Source organism: Streptococcus oralis SK304 (assembly GCF_000287715.1).
GTDB classification, from domain to species: Bacteria; Bacillota; Bacilli; order Lactobacillales; family Streptococcaceae; genus Streptococcus; species Streptococcus oralis_Y.
The window spans coordinates 48,708-72,822 of the sequence record NZ_ALJN01000022.1; the positions used below are offsets into that span (position 1 = coordinate 48,708).

General features: G+C 41.3%; 39 protein-coding genes. All 39 read left to right on the plus strand.

Annotated features, from left to right (window positions below; all coding sequences use genetic code 11):
• The first annotated feature begins 1 nt into the window (after position 1).
• The 39 genes from HMPREF1125_RS11585 (at position 2) to HMPREF1125_RS11770 (ending at position 24,115) form a co-directional block, all read left to right on the plus strand.
• Complete coding sequence (locus HMPREF1125_RS11585) at positions 2 to 946, plus strand: 3-oxoacyl-[acyl-carrier-protein] synthase III C-terminal domain-containing protein (RefSeq protein ID WP_000141198.1); 945 nt, start codon at positions 2 to 4, stop codon at positions 944 to 946.
• A gap of 123 nt (positions 947 to 1,069) precedes the next feature.
• Positions 1,070 to 2,602, plus strand: a complete 1,533-nt coding sequence (gene cls, locus HMPREF1125_RS11590; protein ID WP_000126966.1) for a cardiolipin synthase — start codon at positions 1,070 to 1,072, stop codon at positions 2,600 to 2,602.
• A gap of 73 nt (positions 2,603 to 2,675) precedes the next feature.
• Positions 2,676 to 2,819 carry a hypothetical protein gene (locus HMPREF1125_RS12845; RefSeq protein WP_000933181.1) on the plus strand — a complete coding sequence of 48 codons (144 nt, stop codon included), beginning with the start codon at positions 2,676 to 2,678 and terminating at the stop codon, positions 2,817 to 2,819.
• Between the two features lie 35 nt (positions 2,820 to 2,854).
• Positions 2,855 to 4,372: a hypothetical protein gene (locus HMPREF1125_RS11595; RefSeq protein ID WP_001103718.1), complete on the plus strand. Its 1,518-nt coding sequence runs from the start codon at positions 2,855 to 2,857 to the stop codon at positions 4,370 to 4,372.
• Between the two features lie 128 nt (positions 4,373 to 4,500).
• Positions 4,501 to 6,708 (plus strand): anaerobic ribonucleoside-triphosphate reductase, encoded by a 2,208-nt coding sequence (nrdD, locus tag HMPREF1125_RS11600; protein ID WP_002883379.1) that lies wholly within the window; start codon positions 4,501 to 4,503, stop codon positions 6,706 to 6,708.
• Positions 6,709 to 6,719: 11 nt separating this feature from the next.
• The gene (locus HMPREF1125_RS11605; RefSeq protein WP_000521635.1) at positions 6,720 to 6,860 is read left to right on the plus strand and encodes a hypothetical protein; all 141 of its coding nucleotides are present in this window, start codon (positions 6,720 to 6,722) and stop codon (positions 6,858 to 6,860) included.
• A gap of 44 nt (positions 6,861 to 6,904) precedes the next feature.
• Positions 6,905 to 7,405 carry a GNAT family N-acetyltransferase gene (locus HMPREF1125_RS11610; RefSeq protein WP_000423401.1) on the plus strand — a complete coding sequence of 167 codons (501 nt, stop codon included), beginning with the start codon at positions 6,905 to 6,907 and terminating at the stop codon, positions 7,403 to 7,405.
• Positions 7,406 to 7,409: 4 nt separating this feature from the next.
• Positions 7,410 to 8,006 carry an anaerobic ribonucleoside-triphosphate reductase activating protein gene (nrdG, locus tag HMPREF1125_RS11615; protein WP_000220159.1) on the plus strand — a complete coding sequence of 199 codons (597 nt, stop codon included), beginning with the start codon at positions 7,410 to 7,412 and terminating at the stop codon, positions 8,004 to 8,006.
• Positions 8,003 to 8,629 carry a uridine kinase family protein gene (locus tag HMPREF1125_RS11620; RefSeq protein ID WP_000725967.1) on the plus strand — a complete coding sequence of 209 codons (627 nt, stop codon included), beginning with the start codon at positions 8,003 to 8,005 and terminating at the stop codon, positions 8,627 to 8,629. The genes nrdG and HMPREF1125_RS11620 overlap by 4 nt, the downstream gene beginning before the upstream one ends.
• Before the next feature lie 265 nt (positions 8,630 to 8,894).
• Positions 8,895 to 9,203 (plus strand): 30S ribosomal protein S10, encoded by a 309-nt coding sequence (rpsJ, locus tag HMPREF1125_RS11625; RefSeq protein WP_001284513.1) that lies wholly within the window; start codon positions 8,895 to 8,897, stop codon positions 9,201 to 9,203.
• Positions 9,204 to 9,286: 83 nt separating this feature from the next.
• Positions 9,287 to 9,913: a 50S ribosomal protein L3 gene (gene rplC / locus HMPREF1125_RS11630; RefSeq protein WP_000160197.1), complete on the plus strand. Its 627-nt coding sequence runs from the start codon at positions 9,287 to 9,289 to the stop codon at positions 9,911 to 9,913.
• Positions 9,914 to 9,937: 24 nt separating this feature from the next.
• Complete coding sequence (gene rplD / locus HMPREF1125_RS11635) at positions 9,938 to 10,561, plus strand: 50S ribosomal protein L4 (protein ID WP_000024551.1); 624 nt, start codon at positions 9,938 to 9,940, stop codon at positions 10,559 to 10,561.
• Positions 10,561 to 10,857, plus strand: coding sequence for a 50S ribosomal protein L23 (locus tag HMPREF1125_RS11640; RefSeq protein ID WP_001055347.1), 297 nt, complete (start codon positions 10,561 to 10,563; stop codon positions 10,855 to 10,857). The genes rplD and HMPREF1125_RS11640 overlap by 1 nt, the downstream gene beginning before the upstream one ends.
• Positions 10,858 to 10,874: 17 nt before the next feature.
• The gene (gene rplB / locus HMPREF1125_RS11645; RefSeq protein ID WP_000512901.1) at positions 10,875 to 11,708 is read left to right on the plus strand and encodes a 50S ribosomal protein L2; all 834 of its coding nucleotides are present in this window, start codon (positions 10,875 to 10,877) and stop codon (positions 11,706 to 11,708) included.
• Positions 11,709 to 11,810: 102 nt separating this feature from the next.
• Positions 11,811 to 12,092: a 30S ribosomal protein S19 gene (gene rpsS, locus HMPREF1125_RS11650; protein WP_000533766.1), complete on the plus strand. Its 282-nt coding sequence runs from the start codon at positions 11,811 to 11,813 to the stop codon at positions 12,090 to 12,092.
• Positions 12,093 to 12,103: 11 nt separating this feature from the next.
• Positions 12,104 to 12,448, plus strand: coding sequence for a 50S ribosomal protein L22 (gene rplV / locus HMPREF1125_RS11655; RefSeq protein ID WP_000818137.1), 345 nt, complete (start codon positions 12,104 to 12,106; stop codon positions 12,446 to 12,448).
• 12 nt (positions 12,449 to 12,460) lie between these two features.
• Positions 12,461 to 13,114, plus strand: coding sequence for a 30S ribosomal protein S3 (rpsC, locus tag HMPREF1125_RS11660; RefSeq protein ID WP_000529937.1), 654 nt, complete (start codon positions 12,461 to 12,463; stop codon positions 13,112 to 13,114).
• Between the two features lie 3 nt (positions 13,115 to 13,117).
• A complete protein-coding gene (gene rplP / locus HMPREF1125_RS11665; protein ID WP_000960947.1) occupies positions 13,118 to 13,531 on the plus strand; it encodes a 50S ribosomal protein L16 in 414 nt (137 codons plus the stop codon).
• A 9-nt stretch (positions 13,532 to 13,540) separates the two neighbouring features.
• Positions 13,541 to 13,747, plus strand: a complete 207-nt coding sequence (gene rpmC / locus HMPREF1125_RS11670) for a 50S ribosomal protein L29 (protein WP_000772918.1) — start codon at positions 13,541 to 13,543, stop codon at positions 13,745 to 13,747.
• Between the two features lie 24 nt (positions 13,748 to 13,771).
• Complete coding sequence (gene rpsQ / locus HMPREF1125_RS11675; protein ID WP_000440801.1) at positions 13,772 to 14,032, plus strand: 30S ribosomal protein S17; 261 nt, start codon at positions 13,772 to 13,774, stop codon at positions 14,030 to 14,032.
• A 25-nt stretch (positions 14,033 to 14,057) separates the two neighbouring features.
• Positions 14,058 to 14,426: a 50S ribosomal protein L14 gene (gene rplN / locus HMPREF1125_RS11680; RefSeq protein ID WP_000616547.1), complete on the plus strand. Its 369-nt coding sequence runs from the start codon at positions 14,058 to 14,060 to the stop codon at positions 14,424 to 14,426.
• Positions 14,427 to 14,503: 77 nt separating this feature from the next.
• The gene (gene rplX / locus HMPREF1125_RS11685; RefSeq protein ID WP_000497691.1) at positions 14,504 to 14,809 is read left to right on the plus strand and encodes a 50S ribosomal protein L24; all 306 of its coding nucleotides are present in this window, start codon (positions 14,504 to 14,506) and stop codon (positions 14,807 to 14,809) included.
• A 23-nt stretch (positions 14,810 to 14,832) separates the two neighbouring features.
• On the plus strand, positions 14,833 to 15,375 hold the full coding sequence (gene rplE, locus HMPREF1125_RS11690; protein ID WP_000013542.1) for a 50S ribosomal protein L5: 543 nt from the start codon (positions 14,833 to 14,835) through the stop codon (positions 15,373 to 15,375).
• 17 nt (positions 15,376 to 15,392) lie between these two features.
• Positions 15,393 to 15,578, plus strand: coding sequence for a type Z 30S ribosomal protein S14 (locus tag HMPREF1125_RS11695; RefSeq protein WP_001085697.1), 186 nt, complete (start codon positions 15,393 to 15,395; stop codon positions 15,576 to 15,578).
• Between the two features lie 284 nt (positions 15,579 to 15,862).
• Positions 15,863 to 16,261, plus strand: a complete 399-nt coding sequence (gene rpsH, locus HMPREF1125_RS11700) for a 30S ribosomal protein S8 (protein ID WP_000245504.1) — start codon at positions 15,863 to 15,865, stop codon at positions 16,259 to 16,261.
• 300 nt (positions 16,262 to 16,561) lie between these two features.
• Positions 16,562 to 17,098: a 50S ribosomal protein L6 gene (gene rplF / locus HMPREF1125_RS11705; RefSeq protein ID WP_000086642.1), complete on the plus strand. Its 537-nt coding sequence runs from the start codon at positions 16,562 to 16,564 to the stop codon at positions 17,096 to 17,098.
• Between the two features lie 83 nt (positions 17,099 to 17,181).
• The gene (gene rplR / locus HMPREF1125_RS11710; RefSeq protein WP_000624044.1) at positions 17,182 to 17,538 is read left to right on the plus strand and encodes a 50S ribosomal protein L18; all 357 of its coding nucleotides are present in this window, start codon (positions 17,182 to 17,184) and stop codon (positions 17,536 to 17,538) included.
• Between the two features lie 17 nt (positions 17,539 to 17,555).
• Complete coding sequence (gene rpsE, locus HMPREF1125_RS11715; protein ID WP_000874204.1) at positions 17,556 to 18,050, plus strand: 30S ribosomal protein S5; 495 nt, start codon at positions 17,556 to 17,558, stop codon at positions 18,048 to 18,050.
• A 13-nt stretch (positions 18,051 to 18,063) separates the two neighbouring features.
• Positions 18,064 to 18,246, plus strand: coding sequence for a 50S ribosomal protein L30 (rpmD, locus tag HMPREF1125_RS11720; protein WP_000057241.1), 183 nt, complete (start codon positions 18,064 to 18,066; stop codon positions 18,244 to 18,246).
• 144 nt (positions 18,247 to 18,390) lie between these two features.
• Positions 18,391 to 18,831 (plus strand): 50S ribosomal protein L15, encoded by a 441-nt coding sequence (rplO, locus tag HMPREF1125_RS11725; protein ID WP_000766091.1) that lies wholly within the window; start codon positions 18,391 to 18,393, stop codon positions 18,829 to 18,831.
• Between the two features lie 12 nt (positions 18,832 to 18,843).
• Positions 18,844 to 20,154: a preprotein translocase subunit SecY gene (secY, locus tag HMPREF1125_RS11730; protein WP_000465390.1), complete on the plus strand. Its 1,311-nt coding sequence runs from the start codon at positions 18,844 to 18,846 to the stop codon at positions 20,152 to 20,154.
• Positions 20,155 to 20,310: 156 nt separating this feature from the next.
• Entirely contained in the window at positions 20,311 to 20,949 is a 639-nt protein-coding gene (locus HMPREF1125_RS11735; RefSeq protein ID WP_001050426.1) for an adenylate kinase, read from the plus strand.
• Between the two features lie 116 nt (positions 20,950 to 21,065).
• Positions 21,066 to 21,284: a translation initiation factor IF-1 gene (gene infA / locus HMPREF1125_RS11740; protein WP_001029883.1), complete on the plus strand. Its 219-nt coding sequence runs from the start codon at positions 21,066 to 21,068 to the stop codon at positions 21,282 to 21,284.
• A 24-nt stretch (positions 21,285 to 21,308) separates the two neighbouring features.
• The gene (rpmJ, locus tag HMPREF1125_RS11745; protein WP_001808836.1) at positions 21,309 to 21,425 is read left to right on the plus strand and encodes a 50S ribosomal protein L36; all 117 of its coding nucleotides are present in this window, start codon (positions 21,309 to 21,311) and stop codon (positions 21,423 to 21,425) included.
• Positions 21,426 to 21,442: 17 nt separating this feature from the next.
• Entirely contained in the window at positions 21,443 to 21,808 is a 366-nt protein-coding gene (rpsM, locus tag HMPREF1125_RS11750; protein WP_000090786.1) for a 30S ribosomal protein S13, read from the plus strand.
• A 17-nt stretch (positions 21,809 to 21,825) separates the two neighbouring features.
• Positions 21,826 to 22,209, plus strand: a complete 384-nt coding sequence (gene rpsK / locus HMPREF1125_RS11755; RefSeq protein ID WP_001118385.1) for a 30S ribosomal protein S11 — start codon at positions 21,826 to 21,828, stop codon at positions 22,207 to 22,209.
• 42 nt (positions 22,210 to 22,251) lie between these two features.
• Complete coding sequence (locus tag HMPREF1125_RS11760; protein ID WP_000568992.1) at positions 22,252 to 23,187, plus strand: DNA-directed RNA polymerase subunit alpha; 936 nt, start codon at positions 22,252 to 22,254, stop codon at positions 23,185 to 23,187.
• Between the two features lie 11 nt (positions 23,188 to 23,198).
• Positions 23,199 to 23,585 (plus strand): 50S ribosomal protein L17, encoded by a 387-nt coding sequence (gene rplQ / locus HMPREF1125_RS11765; protein WP_000331493.1) that lies wholly within the window; start codon positions 23,199 to 23,201, stop codon positions 23,583 to 23,585.
• 263 nt (positions 23,586 to 23,848) lie between these two features.
• Positions 23,849 to 24,115, plus strand: coding sequence for an ACT domain-containing protein (locus HMPREF1125_RS11770; RefSeq protein WP_000644109.1), 267 nt, complete (start codon positions 23,849 to 23,851; stop codon positions 24,113 to 24,115).

A 24,115-nucleotide genomic window follows, 5' to 3' on the forward strand; every position in this document is an offset into this window, starting at 1 on the left:
AATGACAGAAGTAAAAAGACATGTAGAAATCGCTGGTTATGGTGTTTGCCTTCCCAAGCATACCGTCCAATTCAAAGACCAGACCCGTTATCGTGTAGTTGAAAATGAAGAAACGCAACTCGACTTGGCAGAGGTAGCGATTCAGCGTGCGCTTGAACATGCAAATTTAGATATTAAAGATATCGATTGCCTTGTATCAGCTAGTGCAGTTGGAGTTCAGCCTATTCCTTGTACGGCTGCCTTGATTCATGAGCGCGTGGCAAAAGGACTCTCTATTCCAGCTATGGATATCAATACGACCTGTACTAGCTTTATTTCTGCTCTATCGACCATGTCCCACTTGATCGAGGCGGGCGAATACAATCGTGTCTTGATTGTATCCAGTGAGGTTGGAAGTTTAGGGCTTAATCCCAAGCAAAAAGAAAGTTTTGAACTCTTTAGTGATGGGGCGGCAGCCTTTATTTTCCAAAAAAGTCATCAGGGGAAAGGGGTCGTCGCTAGTCTCCAACGTACTTGGTCAGAAGGGGCTCACGATACGGAGATTCGTGGAGGTCTGACTTCTTTTCAACCAAAAGAGTACTCTGAAGCGACTAAGACCAACTATATGTTTGATATGAAGGGAAAGAAAATCCTCCTCTTGTCAGCTCGTAAAATCCCAGTCATGTTTGAAGAGTTTCAAGAAAAGGCCCAGCTAGCCTTGGCAGACGTGGACTATATCATTCCTCACCAAGCAAGTCGTGCTCTTCCTTTGGTTATGGAAAAGCTAGGTGTGGCTGAGAATCAATACCTCAATCTCGTCACGGACTATGGAAATATGGTGTCAGTCTCTGTGCCATTTGGCTTGGCCTATTCATTGGACCATGGATTGGTTAAAGAAGGAGATACCGTCTACCTTATGGGAACTGCAGCAGGTATGACAGTCAATATGTTGGCTCTCAAACTGTAATACGCATCTGAAAATGGAAGGGTAAGAGTAAAAGGTTGCCATCTCCCCCTGAACTGAGGTATACTAGTAGAAAGATTAGTTTATCAAGCAATTAAGGAGAATGTTAGAAAAGAAAGGGGATGTATGACAGCTAGAAAAATGCAGCTACTCATGTCCAAGTATGGTTTTAGTATTACCATCATGTTGGCAGAGTTGTTTATCATCTTTGGTTTATTTCTCTATCTAGGTCAGATGGCTCCGATTCTCTGGATTATTCTAGTTATTTTGATGAGTATGGCGACCATTGTATCGATTGTCAATCGGTCCATGAATCCTGAGAGTAAAGTAACATGGCTGTTAGTAGCCTTTGTGCCAGTATTTGGCCCCTTACTCTATATCATGTTTGGAGAACGCCGTTTATCTAAAAAAGAAATGAAGCAGCTAAAGCAGCTCCAATCAATGGTTGACCGAGAGGACAATAGCAGAGCTCTCCGTTTGGAGTTAAAAGAACAAGACAAGTCGGCTTACGGTGTCATCAAATCTCTCCTCAGCATGGACACGAATGCCGATGTCTATGATCGAACGGATACACATTTTTTTGCATCTGGTGAAAGCATGTGGCATCAGATGCTAGAGGATCTCAAGAAAGCAGAGAAGTTTATCTTTCTCGAATACTATATCATCGAAGAAGGTTTGATGTGGAATAGTATTTTGGAGATTTTGGAAGAAAAGGCAGCTCAAGGAGTAGAGGTGAAGCTTCTCTATGACGATATTGGATGTATGGCAACCTTGCCTGGAGATTACACCATCCAGCTTCGTGGTCGAGGGATTGAAGCCCACAAATTTAATAAGGTGATTCCACGCTTGACCGTTGCTTATAACAACCGTGATCACCGTAAAATCATGATTATCGATGGTCAAATTGCCTATACAGGTGGTGTCAATCTGGCAGATGAGTATATCAACCATATCGAACGCTTTGGTTATTGGAAGGATAGCGGTATTCGTCTGGATGGACCAGCAGTCAAGGCTTTTACCAGACTCTTCTTATCCACTTGGTATATCAACCGTGGGGAAATTAGTGACTTTGACCAATACCATCTCGAAAATCAACCTAGAGATGGGATGGGGCTTTGCATTCCTTACAGTAGTGGGCCAAAGCCTATCTACCGAGCCCAGGTTGGAAAAACGGTCTATCAAAACCTTATCAATCAGGCTACAGATTATGTCTATATCACGACTCCCTATCTGATTGCTGACTACGATCTAACAGAAAGTATCAAAAATGCAGCTCTGAGAGGGGTAGATGTGCGAATTGTGACGCCGTGTATCCCAGATAAGAAGGTTATTCAGTTAGTTACTCGAGGAGCCTATCCAGACTTGTTATCTGCAGGGGTTCGAATTTATGAGTATAGCCCGGGATTCCTTCATAGCAAGCAAATGCTTGTTGATGGAGAGGCAGCTACTGTGGGAACCATCAATTTTGACTATCGGAGTTTGCTTCACCACTATGAAAATGCCGTCTTGCTTTATAGGACGCAGTCCATCATCGATATTGAAAGGGACTTCGAAGAGATTTTTAAAGTTTCTCAAGAAATTTATCCCCACACCATCAAAACAAGCTGGTATCAAAGCCTGATCAAGGAAATTGTCCAGTTGTTTGCGCCTATGCTCTAACTATCCATCAAGATCTAGCCCAAGGCTGGATCTTTTTTGTCTTCTTACGAATAGATAAGTAAAGGAGAAAACCATGCTTAATCTAGAAGATGATGATTTTATCAGAGAGTATAGAAATAGTCTATTTCACCGTTTTCGTGAAATCGAACGCTTTGCGATATTGGATAAGAAATTCAGCAAATATCAATCCCAAGCTGACATTCCTGTAAGATTTTGATATACTAAAACAGATAAACTTAGAGGAGAAATTGAATGAATGTATACGGGAAAATAGATGAGAAACAAGAAGAATCTCATTACCAAGACTGGTCCGTTCCAGAAAAGCGAGAAGGAGCTCCGATTCCCTTTTTTAGTATCTTGCTTTGGAGTTTAGTGGCTACAGCTATTTCTGTGGTTATCCCCCTTATTTTTGGTTTAGTAAGTCCGCGACAAACTCAGGATCTTTATACTGGTTGGGCCTTGCATCAAAATGGTCAAATGTATACCGATTATTTTGGGACGGAGGGATTGCTCTATTACCTGCTTGCCTATCTTTCACAAGGCAGTATTCTGATTGCTTTGGTTGAGTGGTTGGCCTTGTTTGGAGCAGGTGTTTTTCTTTTTAAATCTGCGGATACTCTTACAGGCCGTGTAGAAGAAGCCAAGCAGCTTGTGTTTGTGTTTAATTTGTTGGTAGCAGGTCTCGCTTTTGGTGGTGGCTATGCTCTCTTGCTAGCCTTGCCTTTCCTATTTTATTCACTTAGCATTGTTACGAACTACCTAGCTTATCCAAACGGTGACAAAGGATTTTTACGTGTTGGTATGAGCCTTGCTCTCGCTTTCTTCCTTGCGCCAATCCCAACAGCCTTATTTGCAGCTACACTAGCCTTGGGAATTATCGGCTTTAACTTAGGCAAAGGTCACTTTGTTCATGGTTTATATCAATTTTTTGCGTCAGCCTTAGGTTTCTCACTCTTATTCTATCCTTTGGGCTACTATACAGTATTAACAGGTAGTTTTGGGGATGCCATTAGCCAGACCTTGTATCTGGTAAATACTCTTAGCCTCTTTTCAAATGCGCATTTGCTTGAAAATGCAGCCTTCTACGGCTTACTTGCTATTGGGCTAGGTTCCCTTAGTTTGCTCTTTTCTGGTTTGTTCCAGTCAAAATCAGCTAAGCAATATTCCCTATCGATTGCTGCTAGTTTGGGCTTATTGCTTTCTTTGGGGCTCTTGATTTTTTCCAAAGAACCCATCAACGGTACTCATCTTGTGGTACTAATTCCTTTCTTGGTCTTGCTCCTTCTGACAGGAATCAAGGAAGATGTTTCGGATGGAGGCAGTCGTCGTAGAAGAGGACGTGAGAAACAAACTTCTTTCCTTAAAGGAAATTTCTATCTACCACTGATTGTCCTTGCCTATCTTATTGTTCTTCCTATCGTGAGTCGCTACCTTTCGCATCCAGCGACTTATCAGGAGAGAGAACGTCTTGCTAGCATGGTAAAACAGCAAACGAGTTCTGAGGATCGTGTCTATGCTTGGGATGATCGTCCTGATTTCTACCGTGCAAGTGAACGCTTGGCGCCGACTTCTCTATCAACTCCAACACTCTATACTGCAAGCGACGAAAATAAAACCAAACTGATGAATGACCTGAAAGAGAATCAACCGAAGATGATTGTGGTCAATCAAAAAGTTGCCTTGTGGTCAGATGTAGAGAGCTGGCTCAGTGAAAACTATGAGCTGGTTCAGACAAGTACTAGCGAGTTCAAACTTTATAAATCAAAATAACAAAAATCAATATCTTGTGGAATTTTAAAAATTTTAGGATTTTTAACACAAGATATTGATTTTTATTTTTAGAGTGGTATAATACTGAATATAAACTATTTAACAATATTTTAGAAAAGAGCATGGATATGATTGTATTAGAAGAAAAGCTTGCAACCGTTCCCACCTTGTTCGTTGAAAAACGAGATGGTAGACGTGTAGTATTTGATGTAGACAAGATTGACAAGGCTCTCCACAAGGCGGCGGAAAAGGTTATGGACGTTACGCCTCTAGTAGAAAAACGCCTAAATGGTCTAGTTGAAAGAATCGTTACCGAAATTCACAGTCGCTTCCCTCAAGGTGTCAAGATTTACGAAATTCAGAATGTCGTAGAACATGAACTCCTTGAAGCCAAAGAATATGCCTTGGCTGAGGAGTATATCACTTATCGGACGCAAAGGGATTTTGAGCGCTCAAAAGCGACAGATATCAACTTTAGTATCCATAAGCTCCTCAATAAAGACCAAGCAGTTGTCAATGAAAATGCCAATAAAGACAGCGATGTCTTTAATACCCAGCGTGATTTGACAGCAGGGATTGTTGGGAAATCAATCGGATTGCAAATGCTTCCTAAGCACGTAGCCAATGCTCACCAAAAAGGGGATATCCACTATCATGACTTGGACTACAGCCCCTATACTCCTATGACGAACTGCTGTTTGATTGATTTTAAAGGCATGTTGGAAAATGGTTTTAAAATTGGGAATGCAGAGGTAGAGAGTCCCAAGTCTATCCAGACTGCGACAGCTCAGATTTCTCAGATCATCGCCAACGTTGCTTCTAGCCAGTACGGGGGCTGTTCAGCTGACCGTATTGATGAAGTCTTGGCGCCTTATGCAGAGAAGAATTACCAAAAGCACCTCAAAGATGCGAAAGAATGGGTCTTGCCTGAAAAACGGGATGATTATGCTTGGAAGAAAACCCAAAAAGACATCTATGATGCCATGCAATCTCTTGAGTATGAAATCAACACCCTCTTCACTTCAAATGGACAAACACCTTTTACTTCACTAGGTTTTGGTCTAGGAACTAGTCGTTTTGAACGGGAAATTCAAAAAGCTATCTTGACCATTCGTATCAAGGGTCTTGGCTCAGAACACCGCACAGCCATCTTCCCTAAACTCATCTTTACGCTTAAAAGAGGCCTTAACTTGGAAGAAGGGACTCCGAACTATGACATCAAACAGTTGGCCCTCGAGTGTGCAACCAAACGGATGTACCCGGATGTCTTATCCTATGATAAGATTATCGAGTTGACTGGTTCTTTCAAGGTACCTATGGGCTGCCGTTCTTTCCTTCAAGGATGGAAGGATGAGAATGGTGTCGAGGTCAATTCAGGCCGTATGAATCTAGGTGTTGTGACGGTCAACCTTCCTCGCATTGCCCTTGAGTCTGAGGGCGACATGAATAAGTTCTGGGAAATCTTCAACGAGCGGATGAACATCGCAGAAGATGCTCTAGTTTACCGTGTTGAACGGACCAAGGAAGCAACACCAGCAAACGCCCCTATTCTCTATCAGTACGGGGCCTTCGGACGCCGTCTTGGAAAAGACGAGAGCGTTGATCGGCTCTTTAAGAATCGTCGTGCGACAGTTTCATTGGGCTATATCGGTTTGTACGAGGTAGCGACAGTCTTCTTTGGAAATAGCTGGGAACACAATCCAGAAGCCAAGGAATTCACGCTGGATATCATTCGCGATATGAAACGTCGGGTAGAAGAGTGGTCTGACCAATATGGCTATCATTTCTCTATCTACTCAACACCGTCTGAAAGCTTGACAGATCGCTTCTGTCGCTTGGATACAGAAAAGTTCGGTTCTATTCCTGATATTACAGACAAGGAATACTACACCAACTCGTTCCACTATGATGTTCGTAAAAATCCAACGCCGTTTGAAAAATTGGACTTTGAGAAGGCTTATCCAGAAGCAGGTGCAACAGGTGGTTTCATCCACTACTGTGAGTATCCAGTTCTCCAACAAAATCCTAAAGCCTTGGAAGCTGTCTGGGATTACGCCTATGATCGTGTAGGCTATCTAGGGACCAATACTCCGATTGACCATTGTTATAAGTGTGACTTTGAAGGGGATTTTGAACCGACAGAGAGGGGCTTTGCTTGTCCAAACTGTGGGAATAGCGACCCTAAAACAGTAGATGTAGTCAAACGAACTTGTGGCTATCTAGGTAACCCTCAGGCTCGTCCGATGGTCAATGGGCGCCATAAGGAAATCGCTGCGCGTGTGAAACATATGAATGGTTCAACCATTAAAACACCTGGGCATAAAGTAACAAACTAGAAAGAGACGGAATGGGGAAATACCAATTAGACGATAAGGGACGCGCACAAGTGACCCGTTATCACGAGAAATACTCGAAAGGTGGAACAGGTAAAAAAGAACGCTTGCTCAACCTCAGAGAACAGTTTTTAAACAAGAACAAGAAAAAATAAAAGTGAGAGTTCGCTCTCGCTTTTCTCTTAGGTGGGAGGTAAGGATGGAACTACGCAGACCAAGATTAGCAGATAAAGAAACAGTTTTAGAGATGATGGCAGAGTTTGAAAAGAGCCAATCAGCCCATGATGGGGGATTTTGGGATACAGAGAACTTTGTGTATGAAGAGTGGTTGGAAACAAATATGCAAAAAGAGATGGGAATAAACTTGCCTGAAAATCGCGTTCCATCGATACAGTTCGCATTGTTTGATGAATCGGGGCATGCTTTAGGTTTTTTAAATCTACGGTTGAAATTAAATAAGGCATTACTGAATTTTGCTGGCCATATCGGCTACTCCATCCGTCCCTCCGAAAGAGGCAAAGGTTATGCCAAAGAAGCCCTTAGGCAAGGCTTGCAAGTTGCTAAGGAAAAGAACATCAAAAAAGCACTTGTGACCTGTAGTGTGGAAAACCCTGCTAGTAGAGCGGTGATTGTATCAAATGGCGGGGTGTTTGAAGATGTTCGCAATGGCGTAGAACGTTACTGGATAGATTTGGAGTAAAAGGATGACATGGAATACACCAAAACCAGGTGAATGGAAAAGTGAGGAACTTAGTAAAGGGCGAATCATTGATTATAAGGCCTTTAACTTTGTCGATGGAGAAGGTGTGCGAAACTCTCTCTATGTATCAGGTTGCATGTTTCACTGCGAGGGATGCTATAATGTTGCGACTTGGTCTTTCAATGCAGGGATTCCTTATACGGCAGAATTAGAAGAACAAATCATGGAAGATCTTGCCCAACCTTATGTTCAAGGATTGACCTTGCTGGGGGGAGAACCTTTTCTTAATACAGGTATCCTCTTACCTCTCGTTAAGCGCATTCGAAAGGAATTGCCAGACAAAGACATCTGGTCCTGGACGGGCTACACGTGGGAAGAAATGATGCTGGAGACTCCAGACAAATTGGAACTCTTGTCGCTGATTGACATCCTTGTCGATGGACGGTATGATAAAAGCAAGCGCAATCTCATGCTCCAGTTTCGAGGTTCCTCTAATCAACGTATCATTGATGTGCAAAAATCCCTCAAAAGTGGGCAAGTAGTGATTTGGGATAAGCTTAATGACGGAAAAGAAAGCTATGAACAGGTGAAGAGAGAATGAAGAAAAAAGACCTGATAGAACAACTGGTTTCAGAGATTGAAACGGGGAAAGTCAAAACACTGGGGATTTACGGTCACGGTGCATCAGGTAAGTCTACCTTTGCTCATGAATTGTATCAAACCCTAGATTCTACTACAGTAAATTTGCTAGAAACAGATCCCTATATCACCTCAGAACGTCACCTAGTAGTACCAAAGCAAGCACCTGATCAAAAGGTGACAGCTTGTCTGCCAGTGGCGCATGAACTGGCAAGTTTGCAGAGAGATATTCTCGCCTTGCAGGCAGGTATGGATGTCTTAACAATCGATGAACCGTGGAAGGCTAGTGAAATCTTGTCTGGAGCAAAACCAATTCTGATTGTTGAAGGGATGTCTGTGGGCTTTCTACCCAAGGAACTCTTTGACAAAACCATCTGCTTCTACGCGGACGAAGAAACAGAAATAAAAAGGCGTCTAGCTCGAGATACGATGATGAGAAATCGAGATGCTTCCGTTGTGTTAGCTAGCCATCAGATGAGACGGGAGCAGTATCTGCGTTACTATAGAGAAACCGAGTCTAAAGCAGATATCTTAGTGGATCAATCGCAAGACAAATTCAAAGTCAAAATGACTCATATTATATAGAAGAAAAGATTGGTTTTAATAGTCGTAAATTAGTAATTGTATGAAGATGAAATAGGAAAACAGTTTCATCCCAAAAAAACGAAAAAAAGCTTACAAATCCCTTGCAATCGCAGGGGCTTTGTGTTATTCTATTATGGTGCTGTAAAATACAGCCTTAGCTTTGATGCAAGAGGTTGCGACACGCTCGGTTGCATTGCCACGCAACGCGCGTCGGTTTTCTTGTGGAGCTAGCCTATTATCTTAAATAGACGAAAAGGAGAAAAAGATGGCAAACAAAAAAATCCGTATCCGTTTGAAAGCTTACGAACACCGTACGCTTGACACAGCGGCTGCAAAAATCGTAGAATCAGCTACTCGTACAGGTGCACAAGTTGCGGGTCCAATCCCACTTCCGACTGAACGTAGCCTCTACACAATCATTCGTGCGACTCACAAATACAAAGACTCTCGCGAACAATTTGAAATGCGTACACACAAACGTTTGATCGATATCGTTAACCCAACTCAAAAAACAGTTGATGCCTTGATGAAATTGGATCTTCCAAGTGGTGTAAACGTAGAAATCAAACTTTAATCTAAAGCTTGATACCTTGAGCATAAAAAACGCTCGTTAAAAACTTTTTGAATAAAAAAATATAGAAAAGGAACTATTTTCTCATGACAAAAGGAATCTTAGGGAAAAAAGTGGGAATGACTCAAATCTTCACTGAAGCTGGCGAATTGATCCCTGTAACAGTTATTGAAGCAACTCCAAACGTTGTTCTTCAAGTTAAAACTGTAGAAACAGACGGATATAACGCTATCCAAGTTGGTTTCGATGACAAACGTGAAGTATTGAGCAACAAACCTGCTAAAGGACATGTAGCGAAAGCTAACACGGCTCCTAAGCGCTTCATTCGTGAATTCAAAAACGTTGAAGGCTTGGAAGTTGGTGCTGAAATCACAGTTGAAACATTCGCAGCTGGAGACGTTGTTGACGTAACTGGTACTTCTAAAGGTAAAGGTTTCCAAGGTGTTATCAAACGCCACGGGCAATCACGTGGACCAATGGCTCACGGTTCTCGTTACCACCGTCGTCCAGGTTCTATGGGACCTGTTGCACCTAACCGCGTATTCAAAGGTAAAAACCTTGCAGGACGTATGGGTGGCGACCGCGTAACAATTCAAAACCTTGAAGTTGTACAAGTTGTTCCAGAAAAGAACGTTATCCTTATCAAAGGTAACGTACCAGGTGCTAAGAAATCTCTTATCACTATCAAGTCAGCAGTTAAAGCTGGTAAATAATAAGGAAAGGGGAATACAGTCAAAATGGCAAATGTAACATTATTCGACCAAACTGGTAAACAAGCTGGCGAAGTTGTTCTTAACGATGCAATCTTTGGTATTGAACCAAACCAATCTGTTGTGTTTGATGTGATCATCAGCCAACGTGCTAGCCTTCGTCAAGGAACTCACGAAGTTAAAAATCGCTCAGCTGTTTCAGGTGGCGGACGCAAACCATGGCGTCAAAAAGGAACTGGACGTGCTCGTCAAGGTTCTATCCGCTCTCCACAATGGCGTGGTGGTGGAACTGTCTTCGGACCAACTCCACGTAGCTATGCGTACAAACTTCCTCAAAAAGTTCGTCGCCTTGCGCTTAAATCTGTTTACTCAGAAAAAGTTGCTGAAAACAAATTTGTAGCCGTTGATTCTCTTGAATTTACAGCTCCAAAAACTGCTGAATTTGCAAAAGTTCTTGCAGCTTTGAGCATCGATTCTAAAGTCCTTGTTATTCTTGAAGAAGGAAACGAATTCGCAGCTCTTTCAGCTCGTAACCTTCCAAACGTGAAAGTTGCGACTGCTACAACTGCAAGTGTTCTTGACATCGCAAATAGTGACAAACTTCTTGTTACTCAAGCAGCTATCTCTAAAATCGAGGAGGTTCTTGCATAATGAATTTGTATGATGTTATCAAAAAACCTGTTATCACTGAAAGCTCAATGGCTCAACTTGAAGCAGGAAAGTATGTATTTGAAGTTGACACTCGTGCGCACAAACTTTTGATTAAGCAAGCTGTTGAAGCTGCTTTTGAAGGTGTTAAGGTTGCAAATGTCAACACAATCAACGTAAAACCTAAAGCTAAACGTGTTGGACGTTACACTGGTTTTACTAACAAAACTAAAAAAGCTATCATCACACTTACAGCTGATTCAAAAGCAATCGAGTTGTTTGCTGCTGAGGCTGAATAATCTAAGGAGGAAATATCGTGGGAATTCGTGTTTATAAACCAACAACAAACGGTCGCCGTAATATGACTTCTTTGGATTTCGCTGAAATCACAACAAGCGCTCCTGAAAAATCATTGCTTGTTGCTTTGAAGAACAAGGCTGGTCGTAACAACAACGGTCGTATCACTGTTCGTCACCAAGGTGGTGGGCACAAACGTTTCTACCGTTTGGTTGACTTCAAACGTAACAAAGACAACGTTGAAGCAGTTGTTAAAACTATCGAGTACGATCCAAACCGTTCTGCAAACATCGCTCTTGTACACTACACAGACGGTGTGAAAGCATACATCATCGCTCCAAAAGGTCTTGAAGTTGGTCAACGTATCGTTTCAGGCCCAGAAGCAGATATCAAAGTCGGAAATGCTCTTCCACTTGCAAACATTCCAGTTGGTACTTTGATCCACAACATCGAATTGAAACCAGGTCGTGGTGGAGAATTGGTGCGTGCAGCTGGAGCTTCTGCTCAAGTATTGGGTCAAGAAGGTAAATATGTTCTTGTTCGTCTTCAATCTGGCGAAGTACGTATGATTCTTGGAACTTGTCGTGCAACAGTTGGTGTTGTCGGAAACGAACAACATGGACTTGTAAACCTTGGTAAAGCAGGACGTAGCCGTTGGAAAGGTATCCGCCCAACAGTTCGTGGTTCTGTAATGAACCCTAACGATCACCCACACGGTGGTGGTGAAGGTAAAGCACCAGTTGGTCGTAAAGCGCCATCTACTCCATGGGGCAAACCTGCTCTTGGTCTTAAAACTCGTAACAAGAAAGCGAAATCTGACAAACTTATCGTTCGTCGTCGCAACGAGAAATAATTTAAAACTAGTCGCATAAGCGCTAGATAATCCGCCAGCTCGGTAGCGCTCCATGTGAGCGCAAGCCGCTGTGGTACAACATTTAAAGGAGAAAACATAAAAATGGGACGCAGTCTTAAAAAAGGACCTTTCGTCGATGAGCATTTGATGAAAAAAGTTGAAGCTCAAGCTAACGACGAAAAGAAAAAAGTTATCAAAACTTGGTCACGTCGTTCAACGATCTTCCCAAGTTTCATTGGTTACACTATTGCAGTTTATGACGGACGTAAACACGTACCTGTTTACATCCAAGAAGACATGGTAGGTCACAAACTTGGTGAATTCGCACCAACTCGTACTTACAAAGGTCACGCTGCAGACGACAAGAAAACACGTAGAAAATAAGGAGAACATAAATGGCAGAAATTACTTCAGCTAAAGCAATGGCTCGTACAGTACGTGTTTCACCTCGTAAATCACGTCTTGTTCTTGACAATATTCGTGGTAAAAGCGTAGCCGACGCTATTGCAATTTTGACATTCACTCCAAACAAAGCTGCTGAAATCATCTTGAAAGTTTTGAACTCAGCTGTAGCTAACGCTGAAAACAACTTTGGTTTGGACAAAGCTAACTTGGTAGTATCTGAGGCATTCGCAAACGAAGGACCAACTATGAAACGTTTCCGTCCACGTGCGAAAGGTTCAGCTTCACCAATCAACAAACGTACAGCTCACATCACCGTAGCTGTTGCAGAAAAATAAGGAGGTAACATCGTGGGTCAAAAAGTACATCCAATTGGTATGCGTGTCGGCATCATCCGTGATTGGGATGCCAAATGGTATGCTGAAAAAGAATACGCGGATTACCTTCATGAAGATCTTGCAATCCGTAAATTCGTTCAAAAAGAACTTGCTGACGCAGCAGTTTCAACTATCGAAATCGAACGCGCAGTGAACAAAGTTAACGTTTCACTTCACACTGCTAAACCAGGTATGGTTATCGGTAAAGGTGGCGCTAACGTTGATGCACTCCGTGCAAAACTTAACAAATTGACTGGAAAACAAGTACACATCAACATCATCGAAATCAAACAACCTGATTTGGATGCTCACCTTGTAGGTGAAGGAATTGCTCGTCAATTGGAGCAACGTGTTGCTTTCCGTCGTGCACAAAAACAAGCAATCCAACGCGCAATGCGTGCTGGAGCTAAAGGAATCAAAACTCAAGTATCAGGTCGTTTGAACGGTGCAGATATTGCCCGTGCTGAAGGATACTCAGAAGGAACTGTTCCACTCCACACACTTCGTGCAGATATCGATTACGCTTGGGAAGAAGCAGATACTACATACGGTAAACTTGGTGTTAAAGTATGGATCTACCGTGGTGAAGTTCTTCCAACTCGTAAAAACACTAAAGGAGGTAAATAACCAATGTTAGTACCTAAACGTGTTAAACACCGTCGTGAATTCCGTGGAAAAATGCGCGGTGAAGCAAAAGGTGGAAAAGAAGTAGCATTCGGTGAATACGGTCTTCAAGCTACAACTAGCCACTGGATTACTAACCGCCAAATCGAAGCTGCTCGTATCGCCATGACTCGTTATATGAAACGTGGTGGTAAAGTTTGGATTAAAATCTTCCCACACAAATCATACACTGCTAAAGCTATCGGTGTGCGTATGGGATCTGGTAAAGGGGCACCTGAAGGTTGGGTTGCACCAGTTAAACGCGGTAAAGTGATGTTCGAAATCGCTGGTGTATCTGAAGAGATTGCACGTGAAGCGCTTCGTCTTGCTAGCCACAAATTGCCAGTTAAAACTAAATTCGTAAAACGTGAAGCAGAATAAGGAGAAGGCATGAAACTTAATGAAGTAAAAGAATTTGTTAAAGAACTTCGTGGTCTTTCTCAAGAAGAACTCGCGAAGCGCGAAAACGAATTGAAAAAAGAATTGTTTGAACTTCGTTTCCAAGCTGCTACTGGTCAATTGGAACAAACAGCTCGCTTGAAAGAAGTTAAAAAACAAATCGCTCGTATCAAAACAGTTCAATCTGAAGCGAAATAATAGACTAGGGAAGGAGAAATTTCAATGGAACGCAATAATCGTAAAGTTCTTGTTGGACGTGTTGTATCTGACAAAATGGACAAGACAATCACAGTTGTAGTTGAAACAAAACGTAACCACCCAGTCTATGGTAAACGTATTAACTACTCTAAGAAATACAAAGCACATGATGAAAACAATGTTGCCAAAGAAGGCGATATCGTACGTATCATGGAAACTCGCCCGCTTTCAGCTACAAAACGTTTCCGTCTTGTAGAAGTTGTTGAAGAAGCGGTTATCATCTAATCAAGCCTGAAAGGAGAAAACTGAAATGATTCAAACAGAAACTCGTTTGAAAGTCGCAGACAACAGCGGTGCACGTGAAATCTTGACTATCAAAGTTCTTGGTGGTTCTAAACGTAAATTTGCGAACATCGGTGATGTCATTGTGGCATCTGTAAAACAAGCTACTCCTGGTGGTGCGGTTAAAAAAGGTGACGTTGTAAAAGCTGTTATCGTTCGTACTAAATCAGGTGCTCGTCGCGCTGATGGTTCATACATCAAGTTTGACGAAAATGCAGCTGTTATCATCCGTGATGACAAAACTCCTCGCGGAACACGTATCTTTGGCCCGGTTGCACGTGAATTACGTGAAGGTGGCTTCATGAAGATCGTGTCACTTGCTCCAGAAGTACTTTAATTTTTAGAAACAAACTAGTCCCCTAGCTTCAAGCTAGGGTGCCCTTGTGGGCGTAAGAAAAATCAAGGAGAAACCTAATGTTTGTAAAAAAAGGCGACAAAGTTCGCGTAATTGCTGGTAAAGATAAGGGAACAGAAGCTGTTGTCCTTACTGCCCTTCCAAAAGTAAACAAAGTTATCGTTGAAGGTGTTAACATCGTTAAGAAACACCAACGTCCAACTAACGAGCTTCCTCAAGGTGGTATCATCGAGAAAGAAGCAGCTATCCACGTATCAAACGTTCAAGTATTGGACAAAAATGGTGTAGCTGGTCGTGTTGGTTACAAATTTGTAGACGGTAAAAAAGTTCGCTACAACAAAAAATCAGGCGAAGTGCTTGATTAATCACGAAGGAAAGGAGAAGTATAATGGCAAATCGTTTAAAAGAAAAATATCTTAATGAAGTAGTTCCTGCTTTGACAGAACAATTCAACTACTCATCAGTGATGGCTGTGCCTAAAGTAGATAAGATCGTTTTGAACATGGGTGTTGGTGAAGCTGTATCAAACGCTAAAAGCCTTGAAAAAGCTGCTGAAGAATTGGCGCTTATCTCAGGTCAAAAACCACTTATCACTAAAGCTAAAAAATCAATCGCCGGCTTCCGTCTTCGTGAAGGTGTAGCGATCGGTGCAAAAGTTACCCTTCGTGGGGAACGTATGTACGAATTCTTGGATAAATTGGTTTCAGTTTCACTTCCACGTGTGCGTGACTTCCACGGTGTTCCAACAAAATCATTTGATGGACGCGGAAACTACACTCTTGGTGTGAAAGAACAATTGATCTTCCCAGAAATCAACTTTGATGACGTTGACAAAACTCGTGGTCTTGACATCGTTATCGTAACAACTGCTAACACTGACGAAGAGTCACGTGCATTGCTTACAGGCCTTGGAATGCCTTTTGCAAAATAATATAGGAGGTAAATCTAATGGCTAAAAAATCAATGATTGCTAAGAACAAACGTCCAGCGAAGTTCTCTACTCAAGCTTATACTCGTTGTGAAAAATGTGGTCGTCCACATTCAGTTTACCGCAAATTTAAACTTTGCCGTGTTTGCTTCCGTGAATTAGCTTACAAAGGACAAATTCCTGGTGTAACAAAAGCATCTTGGTAATTTAAGATATCAAGGGCGTCAAAACTCCAAGTGAAAATAGGAAACTTGACGAAGAAACTGAAGTTTCTAGGAAAGTTTATCTTTTTCACACAGAGTTTAGCCTGGGTTCAGTTGGGCTTGCCAATTTGAACACGAGCTACAGCTTTGGCAAAAAAGACCAATTTGCTTTGGAGCATCGCTCCTGCATCAAATTGCCTATTTTTGCTCTTGCTGTTACGCTCTTTGTATCATGTGTTAACTAGCAAGTGCAACTTGCAAACTACTAGTAAGAGGAGAAAAACAAAATGGTTATGACTGACCCAATCGCAGACTTCCTAACTCGTATTCGTAACGCTAACCAAGCGAAACACGAAGTACTTGAAGTACCTGCATCAAATATCAAAAAAGGGATTGCTGAAATCCTTAAACGCGAAGGTTTTGTAAAAAACGTTGAAATCATCGAAGATGACAAACAAGGCATCATCCGTGTATTCCTTAAATACGGACCAAACGGTGAAAAAGTTATCACTAACTTGAAACGTGTTTCTAAACCAGGACTTCGTGTCTACAAAAAACGTGAAGATCTTCCAAAAGTACTTAACGGACTTGGAATTGCTATCCTTTCAACTTCTGAAGGTTTGCTTACTGATAAAGAAGCACGCCAAAAGAATGTTGGTGGGGAAGTTATCGCTTACGTTTGGTAATTGATGATGTGAGAGCGTTAAAAGAATGCTGTGGAAATAGAAAGTTTGTAGCAGGAGTGATGCTCTAAGACAAACTTATCTTTTTCACCAAATTCTTAGCTCGAACTCAAATCAGATACAAAGCTCGTAAAGAACAAAGCAAAATTAGGAAGTCGGAGAAGTTTGTTTACAAACAAGCCAACTTATTTATTTTGCACAGTTCTTAGAGCGAGTTCAATTTAGCTATTGAACTCAATGAGTATCTTTAACCCCGTGAAAACTGGCCATTTAGGCCTGACAATTTAACAGGAGAAAATAAACATGTCACGTATTGGTAATAAAGTTATCGTGTTGCCTGCTGGTGTTGAAGTCACTAACAATGACAACGTAGTAACTGTAAAAGGACCTAAAGGAGAACTTACTCGTAAGTTCTCAAAAGATATTGAAATTCGCGTGGAAGGTACTGAAGTAACTCTTCACCGTCCAAACGATTCAAAAGAAATGAAAACTATCCACGGAACTACTCGTGCCCTTTTGAACAACATGGTAATTGGTGTATCAGAAGGATTCAAGAAAGAACTTGAAATGCGTGGGGTTGGTTACCGTGCACAACTTCAAGGATCAAAACTTGTTTTGGCTGTTGGTAAATCTCATCCAGATGAAGTTGAAGCTCCAGAAGGGATTACTTTTGAACTTCCAAACCCAACAACAATCGTTGTTAGCGGAATTTCAAAAGAAGTGGTTGGTCAAACAGCTGCTTACGTACGTAGCCTTCGTTCACCAGAACCTTACAAAGGTAAAGGTATTCGTTACGTTGGAGAGTACGTTCGTCTTAAAGAAGGTAAAACAGGTAAATAATGTTGAGTGGTTGATTTTCAACCACCAACCTATTTTCCAACTTTGTGCATAGCACGCGATTTAAAACTAAAGAGGTGAAAACTGTGATTTCTAAACCAGATAAAAACAAACTCCGTCAAAAACGCCACCGTCGCGTTCGCGGAAAACTCTCTGGAACTGCTGATCGCCCACGTTTGAACGTATTCCGTTCTAATACAGGCATCTACGCTCAAGTGATTGATGACGTAGCGGGTGTAACGCTCGCAAGTGCTTCAACTCTTGACAAAGAAGTTTCAAAAGGAACTAAAACTGAACAAGCCGTTGCTGTCGGTAAACTCGTTGCAGAACGTGCAAACGCTAAAGGTATTTCAGAAGTGGTGTTCGACCGCGGTGGATATCTATATCACGGACGTGTGAAAGCTTTGGCTGATGCAGCTCGTGAAAACGGATTGAAATTCTAATAGGAGGACACTAGAAAATGGCATTTAAAGACAATGCAGTTGAATTAGAAGAACGCGTAGTTGCTGTCAACCGTGTTACAAAAGTTGTTAAAGGTGGACGTCGTCTTCGTTTCGCAGCTCTTGTTGTTGTCGGTGACCACAACGGTCGTGTAGGATTTGGTACTGGTAAGGCTCAAGAAGTTCCAGAAGCAATCCGCAAAGCAGTAGAAGATGCTAAGAAAAACTTGATTGAAGTTCCTATGGTTGGAACAACAATCCCACACGAAGTTCTTTCAGAATTCGGTGGAGCTAAAGTATTGTTGAAACCTGCTGTAGAAGGTTCTGGAGTTGCCGCTGGTGGTGCGGTTCGTGCCGTTGTGGAACTGGCAGGTGTGGCAGATATTACATCTAAATCACTTGGTTCTAACACTCCAATCAACATTGTTCGCGCAACTGTTGAAGGTTTGAAACAATTGAAACGCGCTGAAGAAGTTGCTGCCCTTCGTGGTATTTCAGTTTCTGATTTGGCATAAGAAAGGGGATAAAATGGCTCAAATTAAAATTACTTTGACTAAGTCTCCAATCGGACGCATTCCATCACAACGTAAAACTGTTGTAGCACTTGGACTTGGCAAATTGAACAGCTCTGTTATTAAAGAAGACAACGCTGCTATCCGTGGTATGATCACTGCAGTATCTCACTTGGTAACAGTTGAAGAAGTAAACTAATGATTTTTAGGGGATGTGGCAATACTCATCCCCTAAAACTAGATATAGTCATTTAAAATGACAAATGTAAAGGCGAGTTGATAAGGGAGACAACCTTTTCTCCCTTATCGGCGCTAGCATTTTACAAAAGAGGAGAAAATAAAAATGAAACTTCATGAATTGAAACCTGCAGAAGGTTCTCGTAAAGTACGTAACCGTGTTGGTCGTGGTACTTCATCAGGTAACGGTAAAACATCTGGTCGCGGTCAAAAAGGTCAAAAAGCTCGTAGCGGTGGCGGAGTTCGCCTTGGTTTTGAAGGTGGACAAACTCCATTGTTCCGTCGTCTTCCAAAACGTGGATTCACTAACATCAACGCTAAAGAATACGCAATTGTAAACCTTGACCAATTGAACGTCTTTGAAGATGGTGCTGAAGTGACTCCAGTTGTGCTTATCGAATCAGGAATTGTGAAAGCTGAAAAATCAGGCGTTAAAATTCTTGGTAACGGTGAATTGACTAAGAAATTGACTGTTAAAGCAGCTAAATTCTCTAAATCAGCTGAGGAAGCTATCACTGCTAAAGGTGGTTCTGTAGAAGTCATCTAAGAGAGGTGACCCATGTTTTTTAAATTATTAAAAGAAGCTCTCAAGGTTAAACAAGTTCGTTCAAAAATTCTCTTTACAATTTTTATCATTCTTGTTTTCCGTATTGGGACAAGTATTACTGTTCCAGGGGTGAATGCAAAAAGTTTAGAAGCTCTCAGTGGTTTATCTTTCTTAAACATGCTTAGTCTTGTTTCAGGGAATGCCATGAAGAACTTCTCTGTTTTTGCACTCGGAGTAAGTCCGTATATCACTGCTTCTATCGTTGTTCAATTGCTACAAATGGATATTTTACCGAAGTTTGTAGAATGGGGCAAACAAGGGGAAGTAGGACGGAGAAAACTAAATCAGGCTACTCGTTATATTGCACTGGTGCTTGCATTTGTTCAATCTATTGGGATTACAGCAGGGTTTAATACTCTATCTGGAGCGAAATTATTAACGACAGATTTAACTCCGCAAGTCTTTGTTACTATTGGGATCATCCTAACAGCAGGTAGTATGATTGTAACTTGGCTTGGGGAACAAATTACAGATAAAGGATATGGAAACGGTGTTTCTATGATCATCTTTGCAGGTATTGTCGCTTCAATTCCTGAGATGATCAAGGGGATCTATGTTGACTACTTTGTCAATATCCCAAGTAGCCGATTGACTTCATCTATTATCTTTGTTGTTATTTTGATTATCGCTGTCTTGTTGATTGTTTACTTTACAACATATGTTCAACAGGCAGAATATAAAATCCCAATCCAATATACAAAGGTTGCTCAAGGAGCTCCATCAAGCTCATACCTTCCTTTGAAGGTAAATCCAGCGGGGGTTATCCCAGTTATCTTTGCAAGTTCCATTACAGCAGCACCTGCAGCTATCCTTCAATTTTTGAGTGCTACAGGTCATGATTGGGCTTGGGTACGTACAGCACAGGAAATGTTATCTACAACGTCTCCGACAGGTGTTGCTATGTATGCCTTGTTAATCATTCTCTTTACATTCTTCTATACATTTGTACAGATCAATCCAGAGAAAGCAGCAGAAAACTTGCAAAAGAGTGGAGCCTACATTCATGGAGTCCGTCCTGGTAAAGGGACAGAAGAATATATGTCGAAACTTCTTCGTCGTCTTGCTACTGTCGGCTCTCTCTTCCTAGGTGTTATTTCTATCTTACCTATCGTAGCTAAAGATGTATTTGGCCTTTCAGAAGTTGTTGCTTTTGGGGGAACAAGTCTACTAATCATTATCTCGACAGGTATTGAAGGAATTAAACAATTGGAAGGGTATCTATTGAAACGTAAGTATGTTGGTTTCTTAGACACAACAGAATAATTGTAATAGGAAATAAAATTGACTATTGCTCAGAGAGTGGAGTGTAAAAATCGAAGACTTTGTCAGATTTTTATCTCCTCTCTTCTATTTTGTTTTTAAATAGGGGTTGAAATAGATTTCTGCTTCTATTTAAATACAAAATAAGGAGATCCTATCATGAATCTTTTGATTATGGGCTTACCTGGAGCAGGTAAGGGAACGCAAGCAGCTAAAATTGTGGAGAAATTCCATGTTGCACATATCTCAACAGGCGATATGTTCCGTGCTGCAATGGCTAATCAAACTGAAATGGGTGTACTCGCAAAGTCATACATTGACAAAGGTGAGTTGGTCCCAGACGAAGTTACAAATGGTATTGTTAAAGAACGCCTTTCACAGGACGATATCAAAGAAACAGGTTTCTTGTTAGATGGTTACCCACGTACGATTGAACAAGCTCATGCCTTGGATGAAACATTGGCTGAACTTGGTATTGAACTTGAAGGAGTAATCAACATCGAAGTGAATCCAGACTGTCTCTTGGAACGCTTGAGTGGCCGTATCATTCACCGCAAAACAGGTGAAACTTTCCACAAAGTTTTCAATCCACCAGTTGACTACAAAGAAGAGGATTACTACCAACGTGAAGATGATAAACCTGAGACAGTTAAACGTCGTTTGGATGTGAATATTGCACAAGGTGAACCAATCATTGCTCACTATCGTGCTAAAGGTTTAGTTCATGATATCGAAGGAAATCAAGATATCAATGATGTGTTCAAAGACATCGAAAAAGTATTGACAAATTTGAAATAAAGCGTTTTTCGTACTTGCAAAAAATCGCGACAAATGTTATACTGAGATAGTCTGACTTATAATTGTTGCCTCTGTGTCTTGAGGCATCGAATCGAAATTTATGGAGGTGCTTTTGCGTGGCAAAAGACGATGTGATTGAAGTTGAAGGCAAAGTAGTCGATACAATGCCGAACGCAATGTTTACGGTTGAACTTGAAAATGGACATCAGATTTTAGCAACAGTTTCTGGTAAAATTCGTAAAAACTATATTCGTATTTTAGCGGGAGATCGTGTTACTGTCGAGATGAGTCCATATGACTTGACACGTGGACGTATCACTTACCGCTTTAAATAATCGAAAAACTTGGAGGGATAAGAAATGAAAGTAAGACCATCGGTCAAACCAATTTGCGAATACTGTAAGGTAATTCGTCGTAATGGTCGTGTTATGGTAATTTGCCCAGCAAATCCAAAACACAAACAACGTCAAGGATAAGATAGAAAGGAGAAAACATGGCTCGTATTGCTGGAGTTGACATTCCAAATGACAAACGCGTAGTAATCTCATTGACTTACGTTTATGGTATCGGACTTTCAACATCTAAGAAAATTTTGGCTGCTGCTGGAATCTCAGAAGATGTTCGTGTACGTGACCTTACATCAGATCAAGAAGATGCTATCCGTCGTGAAGTGGATGCAATCAAAGTTGAAGGTGACCTTCGTCGTGAAGTAAACTTGAACATCAAACGTTTGATGGAAATCGGTTCTTACCGTGGTATTCGTCACCGTCGTGGACTTCCTGTCCGTGGACAAAACACTAAAAACAACGCTCGCACTCGTAAAGGTAAAGCTGTTGCGATTGCTGGTAAGAAAAAATAATATAGGAGGTAAAAGTCTTGGCTAAACCAACACGTAAACGTCGTGTGAAAAAGAATATCGAATCTGGTATTGCTCATATTCACGCTACATTTAATAACACTATTGTTATGATTACTGATGTGCATGGTAATGCAATTGCTTGGTCATCAGCTGGTGCTCTTGGTTTCAAAGGTTCTCGTAAATCTACACCATTCGCTGCTCAAATGGCTTCAGAAGCTGCTGCTAAATCTGCACAAGAACACGGTCTTAAATCAGTTGAAGTTACTGTAAAAGGTCCAGGTTCTGGTCGTGAGTCAGCTATTCGTGCGCTTGCTGCCGCTGGTCTTGAAGTAACAGCAATTCGTGATGTGACTCCAGTGCCACACAATGGTGCTCGTCCTCCAAAACGTCGCCGTGTATAATCATCGCATTACACTGCTTTTCGTTTAAGAGGGAGTAACTAAATGATTGAGTTTGAAAAACCAAATATAACAAAAATTGATGAAAATAAAGATTATGGCAAGTTTGTAATCGAACCACTTGAACGTGGCTACGGGACAACTCTTGGTAACTCTCTTCGTCGTGTACTACTAGCTTCTCTACCAGGAGCAGCAGTGACATCTATCAATATTGAAGGTGTCTTGCATGAGTTCGACACAGTTCCAGGTGTTCGTGAAGACGTGATGCAAATCATTCTGAACATTAAAGGGATTGCAGTGAAATCATACGTTGAAGACGAAAAAATCATTGAACTTGACGTTGAAGGTCCTGCTGAAATTACAGCTGGAGATATTTTGACTGACAGTGATATTGAGATTGTAAATCCAGATCATTATCTCTTTACAATCGGTGAAGGTTCTTCCCTAAAAGCGACAATGACTGTTAACAGTGGTCGTGGATATGTACCTGCTGATGAAAACAAAAAAGATAATGCACCAGTTGGAACACTTGCTGTAGATTCTATTTATACACCAGTTACAAAAGTCAACTATCAAGTTGAACCTGCTCGTGTAGGTAGCAATGATGGATTTGACAAATTAACCCTTGAAATCTTGACTAATGGAACAATTATTCCAGAAGATGCTTTAGGGCTTTCAGCACGTATCTTGACAGAACATCTTGATTTGTTTACAAATCTTACTGAGATTGCTAAGTCAACTGAAGTGATGAAAGAAGCTGATACTGAATCTGACGATCGTATTTTGGATCGGACGATTGAGGAACTGGACTTGTCTGTGCGTTCATACAACTGTTTGAAACGTGCCGGTATCAATACTGTGCATGATTTGACAGAAAAATCTGAAGCAGAGATGATGAAAGTACGAAATCTTGGACGCAAGAGTTTGGAAGAAGTGAAATTCAAACTCATTGACTTGGGTCTTGGATTAAAAGATAAATAAAGGAGGAATACATGGCTTACCGTAAACTAGGACGCACTAGCTCACAACGTAAAGCAATGCTTCGCGATTTGACAACTGACCTTTTGATCAACGAATCAATCGTGACAACTGAAGCTCGTGCTAAAGAAATCCGTAAAACTGTTGAAAAAATGATTACTCTAGGTAAACGTGGTGATTTGCATGCACGTCGTCAAGCAGCTGCTTTCGTACGTAATGAAATCGCATCTGAAAACTATGATGAAGCAACTGATAAGTACACTTCTACTACAGCACTTCAAAAATTGTTCTCAGAAATCGCACCTCGTTATGCTGAACGTAACGGTGGATACACTCGTATCCTTAAAACTGAACCACGTCGTGGGGATGCTGCGCCAATGGCGATCATTGAATTAGTATAAAATCATCAATTTTGTTGAGTGTTATGATGATGGAGTCTTGTGCTCTTAGTCTAGCTCTGGTCTACCGCTGGGACTTCGGTCCTAGCGGGAACACTCATCATCATTTGATAGGGTAGACGCTTGTTTACGAAATTGTTTTTTGTTTAAGAACAACTTCGTAAGCAGGCGTTTTTTAGTATTTTTTACGGAATTATGCTATACTAAGGAAAAAGAAAATCAAAAACGTTCAGGTTTTCTAATAATGGCAGAAATGGGGTATAAGGATGAAGGCTATTATTACAGTGGTTGGCAAGGACAAGGCTGGTATTGTTGCAGGCGTGTCTACTAAGATTGCAGAATTGGGTTTGAATATTGACGATATTTCTCAAACAGTACTGGATGAGTATTTTACCATGATGGCAGTCGTATCTAGTGATGAAAAGCAGGATTTCACCACTCTGCGAAATGAGTTTGAAGCTTTCGGCCAGACCTTGAATGTTAAAATTAATATTCAAAGTGCAGCGATTTTTGATGCTATGTATAATATCTAG

What these genes read in the sequence shown, in the direction of transcription:
- HMPREF1125_RS11585 (WP_000141198.1), top strand. Translation starts at nt 2, where the DNA reads ATGACAGAAGTAAAAAGACATGTAGAAATCGCTGGTTATGGTGTTTGC.
- cls (WP_000126966.1), top strand. Translation starts at nt 1,070, where the DNA reads ATGACAGCTAGAAAAATGCAGCTACTCATGTCCAAGTATGGTTTTAGT.
- HMPREF1125_RS12845 (WP_000933181.1), top strand. Translation starts at nt 2,676, where the DNA reads ATGCTTAATCTAGAAGATGATGATTTTATCAGAGAGTATAGAAATAGT.
- HMPREF1125_RS11595 (WP_001103718.1), top strand. Translation starts at nt 2,855, where the DNA reads ATGAATGTATACGGGAAAATAGATGAGAAACAAGAAGAATCTCATTAC.
- nrdD (WP_002883379.1), top strand. Translation starts at nt 4,501, where the DNA reads ATGATTGTATTAGAAGAAAAGCTTGCAACCGTTCCCACCTTGTTCGTT.
- HMPREF1125_RS11605 (WP_000521635.1), top strand. Translation starts at nt 6,720, where the DNA reads ATGGGGAAATACCAATTAGACGATAAGGGACGCGCACAAGTGACCCGT.
- HMPREF1125_RS11610 (WP_000423401.1), top strand. Translation starts at nt 6,905, where the DNA reads ATGGAACTACGCAGACCAAGATTAGCAGATAAAGAAACAGTTTTAGAG.
- nrdG (WP_000220159.1), top strand. Translation starts at nt 7,410, where the DNA reads ATGACATGGAATACACCAAAACCAGGTGAATGGAAAAGTGAGGAACTT.
- HMPREF1125_RS11620 (WP_000725967.1), top strand. Translation starts at nt 8,003, where the DNA reads ATGAAGAAAAAAGACCTGATAGAACAACTGGTTTCAGAGATTGAAACG.
- rpsJ (WP_001284513.1), top strand. Translation starts at nt 8,895, where the DNA reads ATGGCAAACAAAAAAATCCGTATCCGTTTGAAAGCTTACGAACACCGT.
- rplC (WP_000160197.1), top strand. Translation starts at nt 9,287, where the DNA reads ATGACAAAAGGAATCTTAGGGAAAAAAGTGGGAATGACTCAAATCTTC.
- rplD (WP_000024551.1), top strand. Translation starts at nt 9,938, where the DNA reads ATGGCAAATGTAACATTATTCGACCAAACTGGTAAACAAGCTGGCGAA.
- HMPREF1125_RS11640 (WP_001055347.1), top strand. Translation starts at nt 10,561, where the DNA reads ATGAATTTGTATGATGTTATCAAAAAACCTGTTATCACTGAAAGCTCA.
- rpsS (WP_000533766.1), top strand. Translation starts at nt 11,811, where the DNA reads ATGGGACGCAGTCTTAAAAAAGGACCTTTCGTCGATGAGCATTTGATG.
- rplV (WP_000818137.1), top strand. Translation starts at nt 12,104, where the DNA reads ATGGCAGAAATTACTTCAGCTAAAGCAATGGCTCGTACAGTACGTGTT.
- rplP (WP_000960947.1), top strand. Translation starts at nt 13,118, where the DNA reads ATGTTAGTACCTAAACGTGTTAAACACCGTCGTGAATTCCGTGGAAAA.
- rpmC (WP_000772918.1), top strand. Translation starts at nt 13,541, where the DNA reads ATGAAACTTAATGAAGTAAAAGAATTTGTTAAAGAACTTCGTGGTCTT.
- rpsQ (WP_000440801.1), top strand. Translation starts at nt 13,772, where the DNA reads ATGGAACGCAATAATCGTAAAGTTCTTGTTGGACGTGTTGTATCTGAC.
- rplN (WP_000616547.1), top strand. Translation starts at nt 14,058, where the DNA reads ATGATTCAAACAGAAACTCGTTTGAAAGTCGCAGACAACAGCGGTGCA.
- rplX (WP_000497691.1), top strand. Translation starts at nt 14,504, where the DNA reads ATGTTTGTAAAAAAAGGCGACAAAGTTCGCGTAATTGCTGGTAAAGAT.
- rplE (WP_000013542.1), top strand. Translation starts at nt 14,833, where the DNA reads ATGGCAAATCGTTTAAAAGAAAAATATCTTAATGAAGTAGTTCCTGCT.
- HMPREF1125_RS11695 (WP_001085697.1), top strand. Translation starts at nt 15,393, where the DNA reads ATGGCTAAAAAATCAATGATTGCTAAGAACAAACGTCCAGCGAAGTTC.
- rpsH (WP_000245504.1), top strand. Translation starts at nt 15,863, where the DNA reads ATGGTTATGACTGACCCAATCGCAGACTTCCTAACTCGTATTCGTAAC.
- rplF (WP_000086642.1), top strand. Translation starts at nt 16,562, where the DNA reads ATGTCACGTATTGGTAATAAAGTTATCGTGTTGCCTGCTGGTGTTGAA.
- rpsE (WP_000874204.1), top strand. Translation starts at nt 17,556, where the DNA reads ATGGCATTTAAAGACAATGCAGTTGAATTAGAAGAACGCGTAGTTGCT.
- rpmD (WP_000057241.1), top strand. Translation starts at nt 18,064, where the DNA reads ATGGCTCAAATTAAAATTACTTTGACTAAGTCTCCAATCGGACGCATT.
- rplO (WP_000766091.1), top strand. Translation starts at nt 18,391, where the DNA reads ATGAAACTTCATGAATTGAAACCTGCAGAAGGTTCTCGTAAAGTACGT.
- secY (WP_000465390.1), top strand. Translation starts at nt 18,844, where the DNA reads ATGTTTTTTAAATTATTAAAAGAAGCTCTCAAGGTTAAACAAGTTCGT.
- HMPREF1125_RS11735 (WP_001050426.1), top strand. Translation starts at nt 20,311, where the DNA reads ATGAATCTTTTGATTATGGGCTTACCTGGAGCAGGTAAGGGAACGCAA.
- rpmJ (WP_001808836.1), top strand. Translation starts at nt 21,309, where the DNA reads ATGAAAGTAAGACCATCGGTCAAACCAATTTGCGAATACTGTAAGGTA.
- rpsM (WP_000090786.1), top strand. Translation starts at nt 21,443, where the DNA reads ATGGCTCGTATTGCTGGAGTTGACATTCCAAATGACAAACGCGTAGTA.
- HMPREF1125_RS11760 (WP_000568992.1), top strand. Translation starts at nt 22,252, where the DNA reads ATGATTGAGTTTGAAAAACCAAATATAACAAAAATTGATGAAAATAAA.
- rplQ (WP_000331493.1), top strand. Translation starts at nt 23,199, where the DNA reads ATGGCTTACCGTAAACTAGGACGCACTAGCTCACAACGTAAAGCAATG.
- HMPREF1125_RS11770 (WP_000644109.1), top strand. Translation starts at nt 23,849, where the DNA reads ATGAAGGCTATTATTACAGTGGTTGGCAAGGACAAGGCTGGTATTGTT.